Genomic DNA, 13,968 nt, shown 5'->3' on the forward strand with positions numbered 1-13,968 from the left:
TTTGGCATTTACTAATACAGTGGATTGTAATTCTGTATTTCTTTTAAATACAGCGGTTACTATCTATTTATATTTAAATGTTGGAAATTTAAGGATAAGAAGATGACTATACATCGCGTGGAAGTTATTGTTGATTGCGAAGCGGTTGAAAATGGTGCACCGGGTAGCCGTGCTGTTAACATGTTTGCGTCACAAGACATTGTGTTAAGCAACTCTCAAGGTTCTTATGAGCTAAGTATTCGCGTTGATAACGATGACATCATTAGATGGAATGCATTCCCTAAAGTTGTACAACCAGAAGGCTGCACTGAGAACTATTCGGTTATCATTGACGCAGAGCACGATTGGAATAACAACACATTGTTAAAAGATTGGACTGCATATCAAGGTAATGCGCCTGTGTTTGTTTACGAGCAAGATGCAATTCCAATGAGACAAGATCAGCGTGTAGCTATTGAACGTCAAACAGCTTATCAACCATTCGTACAAGCTAATGCTACATTACCAGGTCGTCCAAATCCTGGCACTTCACAAATCGAAGCGTACACTTTCTACGTTAAAGTGTACAAAGGCACTGAACTTATCAAAGAAATCAACTGGGACCTGTACGTAACAGTTGTACAACCTTAATCTCAACGTTTAGATTTTACAGACCTAAAAAAGGCGACATTATGTCGCCTTTTTGTTTAAACTAGTCCTTCTTGCGTATCAACATGCTCTTTTTTATGTTGCTCTGCTATTTCGTTTGCTAGCTCTTGTCTAGAGCGCTTTTCTGTTAAGCGTCTATTCGTGAGCCAGAAAAAGAATAACGGCACAAAGAATACAGCAAGGAAAGTTGCAGCCATCATTCCACCCATCACGCCTGTACCGACGCTATGTCTCGCGCCAGCGCCAGCTCCTGAACTTAGCACTAAGGGCACAACACCAAGAATAAATGCGAGAGACGTCATAATGATCGGTCTAAATCTCAACCTAGCGGCTTCTAATGCGGCTGCACTTGCACTCCAACCTTGTTGGTGTTTCATCAGTGCGTACTCAACGATCAAAATGGCATTTTTGCTTGCCAAACCAAGCAAGGTAACTAAGCCGATTTGAAAGTAAACATCATTAGTCAGACCAAAAATCCAAACTGATACTAATGCTCCGAATGTACCAAATGGCAGTGCCAACAACACTGATATCGGTAACGACCAACGCTCATACAATGCAGCAAGCACCAAAAACACCAATACAACTGCAAGCCCTAAAGCAAGTCCGGTTGTGCCTGAGCTTTGCTTTTCTTGATATGCAGAGCCTGTCCAGTCGTAGCTCATATCAGGCGGTAATACGCTGCGAGCAATTCTTTCCATCTCGGCGATAGCTTGACCAGAACTGTAGCCAGGTGCTGCTTCCCCTAAAAGTTTAACGGCAGATAGGTTATTGTAGCGCTCTAAACTCTCTGGGCCTCGGCTGTACTCAATATCTGTAAATGCAGAAATTGGTACCATTTCACCTTGGTTATTTTTAACGTAAATACGACCTACGTCCTCAGGTGTCATTCTAAATTCGGCTTCTGCAGATAAGAGTACTTGCCACGCTCGACCAAACTTATTGAAGTCATTGACGTAGTAGGTGCCCAAATTGGCTGCTAACGCATTAAACGCACTATTGATATTCACACCCATTGCACGGGCCTGCTCGAGGTCCATATGCACTTTCAGTTGTGGTGCGTCTGGGCGCCATAGTGTTTGTAAACTCGCTAAAACGGGGCTTTTTTGTGCTTCAGCCATCAATAATTGCATGCCATGCTTTAACTTTTCATGACCTCCCGCACCTTTGTTTTGCAGATAAACTTCAAAACCACCGGTGTTGCCTAGGCCCATAATTGGCGGAGGGTTAAATGCCAGCACGAGGGCTTCATTGATATGCGACGTTTTCATGTATAACTCGCCAATGAGCGACTTCACATCAATTTCTCTTTCGTCCCAATGTTTTTGAGTGACAAACATGGTCGCTGCGCTGTTTTTGTATCCGTTGCCAATGAAGTCAAAACCGGTAAACGCAACCACATTCTCATTAGCGGGGTTTGAGCGAACAACTTCGATGACTTCGTCTACCACTTTACTGGTGCGCTCCAAAGAAGAGCCATCGGGTAAAAATATGGCAGAAATGTAGTAACCTTGATCTTCATCCGGCACTAGCGAGCTTGGTGTACTTTTCCAAAGCGAACCAGTCACAACGACCATTGCTGTTACCAGCACTAGACCTAGAAGGCCTCGACGGACCATAAAGCTTACCGCACCGACGTAACGACCAGTAATCCGCGTGAAAAAGTCATTGAACCAGATAAAAAACTTGGCGGTTTGCTTATGCTCGTGCTTTAGGATGAGCACACAAAGTGCGGGTGTCATGGTAAGTGCAACAACGCCCGATAACGTCACAGCAATAGAAATAGTAATCGCAAATTGCCTAAACAGCTCGCCGGTCAGTCCACCCAAAAATGCAATAGGGACGAACACTGAACACAGCACGAGCACAATCGCAACAACGGGACCGCTTACCTCTTGCATGGCTTGGATAGCAGCTTCGCGAGCGCTGAGATGTTTTTCATGCATGATACGTTCGACGTTCTCGAGCACAACGATGGCATCATCAACCACAATACCTATCGACAAGACCATACCGAATAAGGTTAGCGTATTAATTGAATAACCTAGCATGTACATGCCAGCAAATGTACCAAGCAATGACACAGGTACCGCAAGTGTTGGGATTAGCGTTGCGCGCCAATTTTGCAAAAATAGATACACAACTAAAAACACGAGTACCATGGCTTCAATAAGCGTTTTTAAAACCTCTCTAATCGATACTTCAACAAACCTTGTCGTGTCGTATGCAGTCAAATGAGATAAACCGATAGGGAACTGAATTTTTAGTTCGTCAATCGTCGCATTAACTTGAGCTGCGACATCTAACGCGTTTGCACCAGGTTGTAGGAAAATTCCCAGTAACACGGCTTGTTTACCGTTAACTGTACCGGCGAAGTTGTAATCTTTTGATCCTAGTTCAACGCGCGCAATGTCTTTCAGTCTTAGGTTTGAACCATCAGGATTAACACGAATTAGAATGTCTTCAAACTCTTCGGCTGTTGATAGACGCCCTTGCGCAGTGACGCTGTATACTAATTCTTGCGCAGAATTAGGGGTCGGTGTTGCACCAATCTGTCCGGCTGCGTATTGAGAGTTTTGCTCTCGAATCGCAGACGAAACTTCTTCGACGGTAACGCCAAGCTGGCTCATCACATCAGGGCGTAGCCAAACTCTCATGGCGTAATCTTTTGCACCAAATATCTGCACATTGGTGGTGCCTGGAATACGTTTGATCCTATCGATGATATTCATTGTCACATAGTTAGAGGTCCATAGGCTCGTCCGAGAGTTATCTGGCGAATAAAAAGCATGAACTTGTAGAAAGCTTGATGAACCTTTAGCGACGACCACACCTTGTCGGCGAGTTTCTTCTGGTAACCGTGCCTCTACCTGCTTAACGCGGTTATTTACGTTAACTGCCGCTTGGTCTACATCTGTACCTATCTCGAAAGTAACGGCGATGGTAGTTACACCGGAACTATTACTGGTGGAACTCATGTACATCATGCCCTCAACTCCAGTGATGGCGTTTTCAATGGGTGCTGCGACTGTCTGTTCCATGACTTCAGCTGAAGCGCCAGGATACACGGCGGTGACTTGAACCACAGGGGGAGAAATTTCAGGATATTGCGCGATCGGCAAGCTTCGCATAGCTGCCAAACCCGCTAGAACAATAACGATAGACACAACAAAAGCAAAGATAGGTCTATCTATGAAGTAACGAGAAAACATGATTAATTTGCTCCCTTATTGCGCTTTTTGAATAGGCATACCAGGGAAGAATATTTTTGCCATTCCCTCTACGACGACTTCTTGTCCATCACTTAGACCTTCGCGAATGATCCAAAGATTTTGTTCACCTTGCTTAATCCATTCACCTACTTTAACTGGCGCAGGTAGTGCAACCAACGCACCTTGCTCGTTTTTGGTCGCGACATAAACAAACTTACCTGTACCGTTGTCCAAAACCGCTCGCTGCGGGAGCAATATTGCATTGTGTCTAACAGCACCTTGCAGTTGAACACGTACGAACTGTCCAGGACGTAATTGTGAAGAAGGGTTGGCAACTTTGGCCTGAAGCTCACTGGTACCTGTATAGCGATTAACTCTAACATCACTAAAATCGACTTGGCCTGTTTGTGGGTAAATGCTGCCATCCTGCAAAATTATTTGCGCATCAAACTCATTCTTTACTGGCAATGTTAGGGCACCACGTTCAACGTCTTGGCGCATTTTTAACTGCTCTCTTTCGGAAAAGCCGAAGCGCACGCGCATGGTATTTGTTTCTGTTAACTGGGTGAGTAATACGTCAGGTCCTGATACGTAGCTTCCTTCTGAAACTAGCTCTCTACCAATAATGCCAGAAACAGGAGCTTTGACTTGTGCGTATTCTAGATTGAGCTGTGCCTCTTGCAGCGCAACCTTGGCTGACTCTAAATTGGCTAAAGCGATATCATAGTTAGAGGCTGCATTATCAAAGTCGCGTTTTGATACCGAACGTTCGTTCTTGAGTGCTTCTAAGCGATCGCGTTCTCGCTTGCTTTGCTCGACAGTTGCCTTGGCTGCATTTAATTGAGCTTGTGCTTGAGCAAGGTCAAGTTGAAAGGGGTCTAAGTCAAGTGTGAATAATGAATGACCAGCTGTAATTTTTTGGCCTTCTTCAAAGTTTCTTGACTCAACAATACCTGAAACTCGGGCTCTAATTTCTACTTCTTTGTTACCTGCGAGTGTTGCAGGTAACTCAATAGTAATTGGCACACTGGTCCGGGTGACGGCAAGTGTTTGAACACTCGCTGGTGGCATGGCGTGAGCGCTATTTTGTTGTTCTCCCTGTTCACAACCAGAGAGTAACATGAGCATACTCGAAATAGCGGTATATGTTAGTAAGCGACTGACGACTTGTGGGTTCATGTTTACTCCAATTCCAACGAGCATCGATCGATGCAAATAAATATGAGCACTCTAATGGTCCTTGAGTTGTGGTGAACGTTATCGACCGGTAGGGCTCGAAAGCAGCCTGTTTTTTATACAGCATATACCAAAGTTGGTTATCATGGCGCGTTAATTAAACAGGTAAACGGTAGTGTATACTTTTTTTATTAGGTGGTAAACGGTATCGTGTACTTTTAATTTCTCAAATATTCGTTAAAATAGCGTTAATTTGATCAGCAATGTAGCTAATAATGACGCAGTATTCCCAAAAGCAGAATGATATCCTCCGAGCTGCCATCGACTTGTTTGCGCAGTATGGTTTATCTGCCACGACTATGGAGCAAGTAGCCTCAACTGCCAACGTGTCGAAACGTACGCTGTATAAACATTTTGCTACTAAAGACGCGCTATTTGATGTTGTAGTTGAATTGTTGATCAGCCGTATAGCACCGCTGACTGCTATCCAGTTTATTCCCAACTTTGATTTTAAAACGCAGCTACGACACCTAGCAATGAGTGCCGTTGCGCTGCTTAATGATGAAGATTATCTGACTTTGTCTCGAATCGTTATGATTGAGTCAATGCGTTCAAAAGAGCAGGCCGATAGTTTAAATGAGCGCTTTATGAACTGTGAAAAAGATATGCTTCAATGGTTTGAAGACGCTGAAAAAGCCCAATGTCTAGGTCAATTTAATGCCGATTTCGCTGCGGCATTTTTTTGGGGAGGGCTCAAGAAACTTACATTTTGGGAACAAGCGATAAAATGGCAAGCGCCTCTTGATGAAGAGGCGCTTGATGTGCTCATTGAGCAAGTTTGTAACCTGTTTTGTTTAGGTGTTATTCCACGCCAATAAAGCCACCAGTTTGATGTGCCCATAGTTTGGCGTAAACACCACCCATAGAAAGTAATTCTGCGTGCGTACCTTGCTCAATAATTTGTCCTTCTTCCATGACAATTAACTTGTCCATTTGAGCAATCGTCGACAAGCGATGCGCAATGGCAATGACCGTTTTTCCTGCCATTAACGAGTCTAAGCTGTCTTGGATTGCGCTTTCTACTTCTGAATCAAGGGCGGACGTCGCTTCATCTAAAATCAAAATAGGCGCATCTTTGAGTAAAACACGCGCAATAGCGATGCGCTGCCTTTGACCGCCAGACAGTTTAACACCACGTTCGCCTACTTGCGCATCAAAGCCAGTGTTCCCTTCATTATCTTCAAGTGTTTGTATAAACTCATAAGCTTGCGCTTTTTTGGTCGCGTTAATAAGCTCGTCTTCGGTCGCGTTTGGTCGTCCGTACAGAATATTATCTCGAACGCTTCGATGTAGTAGGGAGGTGTCTTGAGTCACCATGGCAATATGTTGGCGCAAACTTTCTTGTTTGATGGATGATATGTCAACACCATCGATACAAATGCTACCAGAATCGAGGTCATAAAATCTCAGTAACAAATTAACCAGTGTAGATTTACCCGCGCCTGAGCGTCCAACCACACCAATTTTTTGCCCAGCTTGAATTGATAAACAAAGATCGTTAAGCACATTATTTTGCGTGTTTTTATCAACGCGCTTATATGCGAAGTTAACGTGTTTGAACTCAATAGTACCGGCTTTGAAATCAAGCGTATTGGCTTCTGGTTTATCCTTAATATCGATGGCTTTTGATAAGGTAGCCATGCCATCGCTGACAGTGCCGATATTTTCAAACAAGCCACTTATTTCCCACATGATCCACTGCGACATGCCGTTTAAACGCAGCGCTAGGCTTACTGTGATCGCGATTGCCCCAACGGTTATTGCGTTAAATGACCATAAATAGAGTGATAATGCTGCGACTGAAAATACCAGCAGATAATTAAGCGCTTGCACACCAATATTAAGGCTTGTAGCAAGACGCATTTGCTTATAAACCGGTTCAATGAACAACTCCATGCTTTCTTTTGCGTATTGTTCTTCGCGCTGTGTATAAGAAAAAAGCTTAACTGTAGAGATATTTGCATAGCTATCAACGATGCGGCCGGTCATCTGAGAACGTGCATCCGCTTGATCAGCAGAAACACGTTTTAATTTGGGCACAAAATAGACTTGTACGCTGATGTAAAGTGCAAGCCATGCTAACATTGGTAACATAAGCCTTATATCTGCTTGGGCTACAAGCGCGAGCATGGCCCCAAAGTAAACTAAAATATAGACCAAAACATCGAGTAGTTTCATCACACTTTCTCGAACAGCTAATGAGGTTTGCATTACTTTGGTCGCGATACGTCCCGCAAATTCGTCTTGGTAAAAGCTCATGCTTTGTTTCAGTAAATAGCGATGCGCTTGCCAACGAATTGACATTGGGTAGTTACCTAACAAACTTTGGTGCAATATCGTTGAGTGTAAGAAAACTAATATGGGCAGCACGAAGAGTGTAATGACGCCCATATAAAGTAGGTCATCATATTTTTCTTTGAATAACGTTTGTGGCGTGTAATTTGACAGCCAATCTACAAGATCACCCATAAAGCTAAATAAAGTCACTTCTAATATGGCTAGCACTGCAGCACTGAGCGACATAAAAAACAATGGCCATTCCATACCTTTGGTATAAAAGCGGCAAAATGCATACAGCGTATTGGGCGGCTGCGTGATATCTGATTCTGGAAACGGTTGTGTAAAACGCTCGAAAATTTTATACATCTTATTCATCCTTTAACTGCAAGAGGTACATTCTATATTGTATTGTACAAATATCCAGTGCTTTGATGGGGAAGTGATCAAAAGAAAGAAACGCAGACATAAAAAAACCGGCCTAAGCCGGTTATAAGAAAAGCTAGATTTAACCGCCATTCTCTTCAGCATATTTTTTACACGCTTCAGTGTCACTGCATTCGCCGTAAAGGTAAAGCGAGTGATTAGTTAAGCGAATGCCGTTCTCTTTAGCGATTTCGTCTTGTCTGCTTTCGATAACTTCGTCTTCAAACTCAACAACTTTGCCACATTTCAAGCAAACTAGGTGATCATGATGGGTGCTACCAGAGAGCTCAAATACTGACTTACCACCTTCAAAATGGTGACGTGAAACGATACCAGCGTCATCAAATTGGTTTAAAACGCGGTATACTGTTGCTAAGCCAATCTCTTCACCCAAGTCTAGTAAGATTTTATAAACGTCTTCAGCACTAATGTGTTGATTGTCTGGTGATTGCAGGATCTCAAGAATCTTGATTCTTGGCAAAGTAACTTTTAAACCGGCTTTTTTTAACTCTAAGTTGTGATCAGTCATTAAATCTGTCTCAATCTGTTTTTTTGTATTTATCTTAAGTCATACGCACGACGTCGCTAAACTTAAGGATAACGTGCTAAGCAATTAAGTGCAAAGCGTGAAATAATTTTAGTCTTCTAACTCGGCTAAGCACATTTCATCATAAACTTGCGCACTCCATGCCTTTACGCGCTGTTCAGTTAACTCAGGTTGGCGATCTTCATCAATACCAAGACCTACAAAGTGAGTATCATCAACAAGTGCTTTAGACGCTTCAAATTCATAACCTTCAGTTGGCCAGTGACCTACGACAATGGCGCCACGTTCAGTCACGATATCATTGATCATGCCCATTGCGTCTAAGAAATACTCAGCATAGTCTTCTTGGTCGCCACAACCAAATATCGCTACCAGCTTACCTTCAAAATCTACTTCTTCTAATTCAGGAAAGAAGTCGTCCCAGTCGCACTGTGCTTCACCGTAGTACCACGTTGGGATCCCAAACAGAATCAGGTCAAATTCAGCGATTTCTTCTTTGCTACTTTTAGCAATATCTTTTACATCGACAAGTTTCTTACCTAACTCTTTTTGTATCATTTTGGCAACGTGTTCTGTGTTGCCTGTATCGCTACCGAAAAAAATACCTACGCTTGCCATTTTAGTGCTTACCTTCTATCTATTATTCGCTAATTTTTCTTGCAAGATGGTCTCAATTAATGCGCTACGGCTTATGTTTTGAGCATCTGCCATGTCACTCAGAGCTTGGTATAGCTCTGAAGAGACTTTAAATTCTACGCGTTTTAAGCCGCGTGCTTTGTCTCGCTTAATTTGATTACGCTTGTTGACCTTTAATTGAACCTCGCGAGGAAGTGGGTTTGTTTTAGGTCGTCCTGGGCGTTTTTCATTATCAAATAAGTCGATTGTTGTTCTATCTGCCTCAGACTTCGCCATGGTTAACCAACACCTGCACCTTGCCAGAAAACTTGAATTAACCCTTTTGCAATAAATCCTGAGCAGCCTAAAAATAAGACTAACCAGACGATATATCTACCAAACTTTGGTACATCCCCTTTTTTAAGTACATCCTGAATAGCCATACCAATAAAAAAGAAGATGCCAGCTAACGCGAAATATAGCCCTAAAGTTTCGAATTCATTTATAAACTGACTGACCATGTGCGCTCTACTAAAAACTCAAACGGCGCGTACTATAACATAATCAATTGAGATAAATTAAGTTCACACGTTAAAAACAGCCCGATTATTGAAGAAAATCAAGAATCGTGCGATTTACCGATTCGGGTTTTTGCGCATGTAGCCAATGTCCTGCACCATGAATGACCTTTGCTTTAGCATTAGGAAAAAGAGCCATAATGGCGTCTCTGTGCTCTGGCAGTATGTAATCTGAGTCATTTCCTTTCACAAACAGAGTATCGCACAAACAAGAATGAGATGCATTTATATTAGAAATAATTTTGCTGTAACTATCACAAATGACAGGCAAATTGAAACGCCAAGAGAATGTGCCTGTTTCATCTTTAGCTAAACTTTTAAGCAAAAATTGACGAACGCCTAACTCGTCAATAAAGGCAGTTAATAACTTATCCGCCTCAGAGCGACTGGTCACCTTATTTTGTGCAACTGTTTTTAGGCCTTTTATGATGTCATCATGTCTTGCGTGATAATCAACAGGGGCGATATCAAGTACCACGAGGCGCTCAATCCGCGCTTGCACATCTATTGCCAGTTGCATTGCAACTTTTCCACCCATAGAATGACCCACTAAGTGAGCTTTCTCTATATTTTTTTCGTCCATAAGAGATAATACGTCTGCAGCCATCGTAGTATAGTCCATGGCGTTATCGTGAAACGATTGACCATGATTGCGTAAATCTATGTTGGTTACAGTGAAGTGCTCAGACAAGGCCTTTGCAATAATGTTGAGATTATCTAAAGAGCCAAATAGACCATGAATTAAGATAACATGAGGGCCTGAGCCCGTTTGGGAATAGTTAAGTAACATGCTTTCTCCTAAATATATGAACGCAATTGTGCCAGTGTTAGGCGAAAATTCAAAGCCGTAGAGTAATAGGGCAAATCACGATATAATCGAAAATAGATGCACGAAATTTCAGTAATGACAGGAAAAGCATGAAGAAAATAGAAATAGATGACGAACTTTATCAATACATCGCTAGCAATACACAAAGTATTGGCGAAAGTGCCTCACAAATATTGCGTCGTTTATTAAACCTTTCTACTGACAGCAGTACGTCACAAGCACCAATGAGTGATGAAAGTGCCAAACCAGCAGAACAAGAACAACAGCAGCCGACTACAAAAATTGCAACGCAAAGCCATGAAAATGTGTTCAACATTTTGAATAAAGAAGAGCTGGCAATGCAAAAAGGTGTGGTAGGGCGTTTTCTGTTTATTCTGTGTGCCTTACACAGAACGCATAAAAAGTCTTTTCACAAAGTGCTCGATATTAAGGGCAGAGACCGAATTTATTTTGCAAAAAGTAAAGAAGCGTTACTTGAAAGTGGTAGTAGTATGAACCCAAAAAATATTCTCGACAGTGAATATTGGGTGATGACCAACTCAAATACGACTCGTAAAAAAATGATGCTTCATGAAGTCGCATTATGCTTAGGCTACACTGAAGCGCAAGCTGAAACTATCCGAGACTACCTATAAGGACATCGTATGGCACTCCATCCTGGCGCTGGTAAAAAAGCCGCGCAGTCGCAATTGGCGAACATACCAAAACTAGTATCTGCTTATTATCTTAATGAGCCTGATTTGGAACAGAACCCAGAGCAGTGTGTTGCGTTTGGCACGTCTGGCCATCGCGGCTGTTCATATAATGTGAAATTTAACGAGTCCCACATTTTGGCGATTACACAAGCGATTTGTGACTATCGTAAAGCAAATGACATTTTTGGTCCGTTATTTTTGGGCAAAGACACGCACGCTTTATCAGAAGCTGCGTTTAATTCTGCTATTGAAGTGCTTGTTGCAAACGAAGTCCAAGTTATCACGCAAGAAAACGATGACTACACGCCAACGCCAGTAATTAGCCACGCTATAGTTTGCCATAATAAACGAAATCCAAACGAGTTAGCTGATGGTATCGTCGTAACGCCTTCGCACAATCCACCCGAAGATGGCGGCTTTAAGTATAATCCACCGAATGGCGGCCCAGCAGACACTGATATTACAAAATGGATAGAAGACAGAGCGAACCAATTATTATTAGAAGATTTGGTTGAGGTAGAACTGTTTCCTTTCGCTAAAGCAAGTCGCTCAGGGTTTATTAAATACGAAGATTTAATTACACCGTACGTAGAAGACTTAACGAATATTATTGATTTACAAGCGATAGCCAAGGCCGGTGTGTCAATTGGCGTTGATCCATTAGGCGGTTCAGGTATTAATTTTTGGCCTGTCATCGCGAAAATGTACGATTTAAACTTGACGGTGGTTAATAACGAAGTTGACCCGCGATTTGCGTTCATGCCATTAGATAAAGATGGCAAGATCCGAATGGATTGTTCATCCCCTTATGCGATGGCCAATTTAATCGCGCTTAAAGACGATTATGATATTGGCATTGGCAATGATCCTGATTATGACCGCCACGGCATAGTGACAAAAGATGGTTTGATGAATCCAAACCACTTCTTGGCTGTCGCGATTGACTATTTGTTAAATCATCGCCAATGGCCGAGTGATGTAAAAATTGGCAAAACACTGGTCTCATCAGCCATGATAGATAAAGTTGTCAACGCCAATGGTCATGAAGTTTACGAAGTACCCGTTGGCTTTAAATGGTTTGTGAAAGGCCTTAACAAGCAGTGGCTCGCATTTGGTGGTGAAGAAAGCGCAGGCGCCTCATTCTTACGTAAGAATGGGGATGTTTGGAATACCGACAAAGATGGCTTTATTTTAGGTCTTTTAGCAGCCGAAATTTTGGCCGTAACGGGTAAAACCCCTTCCGAGCGCTATAGAGAATTAGAAGCGCAATTTGGTGCACCTATGTATAAACGTATTGATGCGCCAGCGACGCCTGAGCAAAAATCACGATTAAGTGCATTGAGTGCTGAAAACGTGAAGGCTGATCAATTAGCTGGTGATAAGATCACACAAATTTTGACCAAAGCACCGGGTAATAATGCAGAGATTGGTGGCTTAAAAGTCGTGACAGAAAATGGCTGGTTTGCAGCAAGACCGTCAGGCACTGAAGATATCTACAAGATTTACCTTGAGTCGTTTAAAGGTGAATCACACCTTTCATTGCTTGAGCAAGAAGCCAAAGCGCTGGTTGATTCAGTGATAAGCTAAATTTATAACTATGATTAAAGCCATGCTCATGCATGGCTTTTTTGCATCTTTAATTCAAAGATGTTGACTCTCACAAAAATACTAGGTGACCGTATGTACCTTGAAGAACTCAAGAATTCTGGGGATTTCCTAACCCTAACTCGAAATAATGAATTTCATTTACCTGCTTCGCAATTTGTTTTGGACAATGGCACTACAGTGGATGTTAAAGATACTGGCGTGATCCAGTTCACTCCCAAGAATTACGGTGGCAAAGATATTGTGCTGTCAAGCGCGATACATGGCAATGAAACCGCTCCCATCGAAATATGTGATGAGTTGATAAAAGCGATTATTACCGGAAAACTTACGTTGAAGCATCGCGTTTTGTTTATTTTTGGCAATCCTAAATCGATCAATATTGGTGAGCGTTTTGTTGAAGAAAACCTAAATCGCTTATTCAACGGTACGCATGCTCAGGGCGACATCGTTAATGAAGAACGTAAACGAGCGGCTAATCTAGAGCGTTACGTGACGGAGTTTTTCACTCAGGTCGAAGACGGTCGTTATCGTTGTCATTACGATTTGCATACGGCTATTCGTGGGTCTAAAAATGAGAAGTTTGCCGTCTATCCATTCTTACATGGAAAGCCTTGGAAAAAACAACAGTTACAATTTTTGCTTGCATGTGGCGTAAATACAGTGCTGATGATGCGTTCAGCAGCAACCACATTTAGCTATTTCTCATCGATAAAATTTGCTGCGGACGCGTTTACCGTCGAATTGGGTCAAGTAAAACCATTCGGTGAAAACGACATGTCTAGGTTTGCGAAAACCAAACAAACGCTTTCTGCATTAATTAGCCAAGATGATTTAAATTATGGGGATTTTAATTCATCCGATTTTGAACTGTTCCAAGTGCACAGAACCATCAATCGTACCCAAGATAACTTTACTTTTCCTTTTTCAGAGAGCGCAGAAAACTTTACTGGTTTTTCGAAAGGTGAGTTACTCGCGACCGACGGAGAAACTCAGTATTTAGCGGAAGTAGAGGGAGAAGCGATTATTTTTCCAAATGCCAATGTTGCCATTGGTCAGCGTGCTTTGCTGACGGTTATTCCGATGGAAGTGGATGAAAGATTTATCTAATTCACTGTTTTAAAACAACTTAACCTACCGTATCGAAATCTTTCCAAGCATAATTATGCAAATTTAGGGTTATTCATCTAGGATTAGTTGAATAACCCTTTACGTTAACGTAAAGTGACACAAGTTTTAATTTAATCAATTTGCATTTGTCGAACAGATTATTCTTACAAACTACCGCCAATTTATAATT

Annotated in this window: 13 protein-coding genes; 5 read left to right on the forward strand and 8 right to left on the reverse strand. The window is 42.1% G+C overall.

Going from position 1 to position 13,968, the window contains the following annotated elements:
* The first annotated feature begins 102 nt into the window (after window positions 1–102).
* Entirely contained in the window at window positions 103–630 is a 528-nt protein-coding gene (locus AC5FX4_RS11350) for an AidA/PixA family protein (protein WP_493606496.1), read from the forward strand.
* A gap of 56 nt (window positions 631–686) precedes the next feature.
* Here AC5FX4_RS11350 and AC5FX4_RS11355 read toward each other — a convergent pair whose 3' ends face one another.
* Together AC5FX4_RS11355 and AC5FX4_RS11360 are read right to left on the reverse strand one after the other, a co-directional pair.
* On the reverse strand, window positions 687–3,860 hold the full coding sequence (locus AC5FX4_RS11355; protein ID WP_493606497.1) for an efflux RND transporter permease subunit: 3,174 nt from the start codon (window positions 3,858–3,860) through the stop codon (window positions 687–689).
* Between the two features lie 15 nt (window positions 3,861–3,875).
* Window positions 3,876–5,039 (reverse strand): efflux RND transporter periplasmic adaptor subunit, encoded by a 1,164-nt coding sequence (locus tag AC5FX4_RS11360; protein WP_493606498.1) that lies wholly within the window; start codon window positions 5,037–5,039, stop codon window positions 3,876–3,878.
* A gap of 272 nt (window positions 5,040–5,311) precedes the next feature.
* Between AC5FX4_RS11360 and AC5FX4_RS11365 the strand changes: the two genes are divergently transcribed.
* On the forward strand, window positions 5,312–5,914 hold the full coding sequence (locus tag AC5FX4_RS11365; RefSeq protein ID WP_493606499.1) for a TetR/AcrR family transcriptional regulator: 603 nt from the start codon (window positions 5,312–5,314) through the stop codon (window positions 5,912–5,914).
* On the opposite strand, the gene AC5FX4_RS11370 is transcribed toward AC5FX4_RS11365, so the two are convergent.
* The 6 genes from AC5FX4_RS11370 to AC5FX4_RS11395 all read right to left on the reverse strand — a co-directional run bounded on the left by AC5FX4_RS11370 (window position 5,898) and on the right by AC5FX4_RS11395 (window position 10,329).
* A complete protein-coding gene (locus AC5FX4_RS11370) occupies window positions 5,898–7,742 on the reverse strand; it encodes an ABC transporter ATP-binding protein (RefSeq protein WP_493606500.1) in 1,845 nt (614 codons plus the stop codon). The two genes, AC5FX4_RS11365 and AC5FX4_RS11370, sit on opposite strands and share 17 nt — an antisense overlap.
* 139 nt (window positions 7,743–7,881) lie before the next feature.
* A complete protein-coding gene (fur, locus tag AC5FX4_RS11375; RefSeq protein WP_493606501.1) occupies window positions 7,882–8,328 on the reverse strand; it encodes a ferric iron uptake transcriptional regulator in 447 nt (148 codons plus the stop codon).
* A 108-nt stretch (window positions 8,329–8,436) separates the two neighbouring features.
* Window positions 8,437–8,964, reverse strand: a complete 528-nt coding sequence (gene fldA / locus AC5FX4_RS11380; RefSeq protein WP_493606502.1) for a flavodoxin FldA — start codon at window positions 8,962–8,964, stop codon at window positions 8,437–8,439.
* A 15-nt stretch (window positions 8,965–8,979) separates the two neighbouring features.
* Complete coding sequence (ybfE, locus tag AC5FX4_RS11385; RefSeq protein WP_476291256.1) at window positions 8,980–9,258, reverse strand: LexA regulated protein; 279 nt, start codon at window positions 9,256–9,258, stop codon at window positions 8,980–8,982.
* Window positions 9,259–9,260: 2 nt separating this feature from the next.
* Window positions 9,261–9,482 (reverse strand): DUF2788 domain-containing protein, encoded by a 222-nt coding sequence (locus AC5FX4_RS11390; protein WP_171624287.1) that lies wholly within the window; start codon window positions 9,480–9,482, stop codon window positions 9,261–9,263.
* Between the two features lie 85 nt (window positions 9,483–9,567).
* Entirely contained in the window at window positions 9,568–10,329 is a 762-nt protein-coding gene (locus tag AC5FX4_RS11395) for an alpha/beta fold hydrolase (RefSeq protein WP_493606503.1), read from the reverse strand.
* 128 nt (window positions 10,330–10,457) lie between these two features.
* On the opposite strand from AC5FX4_RS11395, the gene seqA reads away from it, so the two are divergent.
* From seqA to astE, 3 genes are all read left to right on the forward strand, one after another.
* Complete coding sequence (gene seqA, locus AC5FX4_RS11400; protein WP_493606504.1) at window positions 10,458–11,003, forward strand: replication initiation negative regulator SeqA; 546 nt, start codon at window positions 10,458–10,460, stop codon at window positions 11,001–11,003.
* A gap of 9 nt (window positions 11,004–11,012) precedes the next feature.
* Window positions 11,013–12,650 carry a phosphoglucomutase (alpha-D-glucose-1,6-bisphosphate-dependent) gene (pgm, locus tag AC5FX4_RS11405; protein ID WP_493606505.1) on the forward strand — a complete coding sequence of 546 codons (1,638 nt, stop codon included), beginning with the start codon at window positions 11,013–11,015 and terminating at the stop codon, window positions 12,648–12,650.
* 93 nt (window positions 12,651–12,743) lie between these two features.
* Window positions 12,744–13,778 carry a succinylglutamate desuccinylase gene (astE, locus tag AC5FX4_RS11410; protein WP_493606506.1) on the forward strand — a complete coding sequence of 345 codons (1,035 nt, stop codon included), beginning with the start codon at window positions 12,744–12,746 and terminating at the stop codon, window positions 13,776–13,778.
* Window positions 13,779–13,968 lie beyond the last annotated feature (190 nt).

The organism is Pseudoalteromonas sp. ATL1 (genome assembly GCF_058933015.1).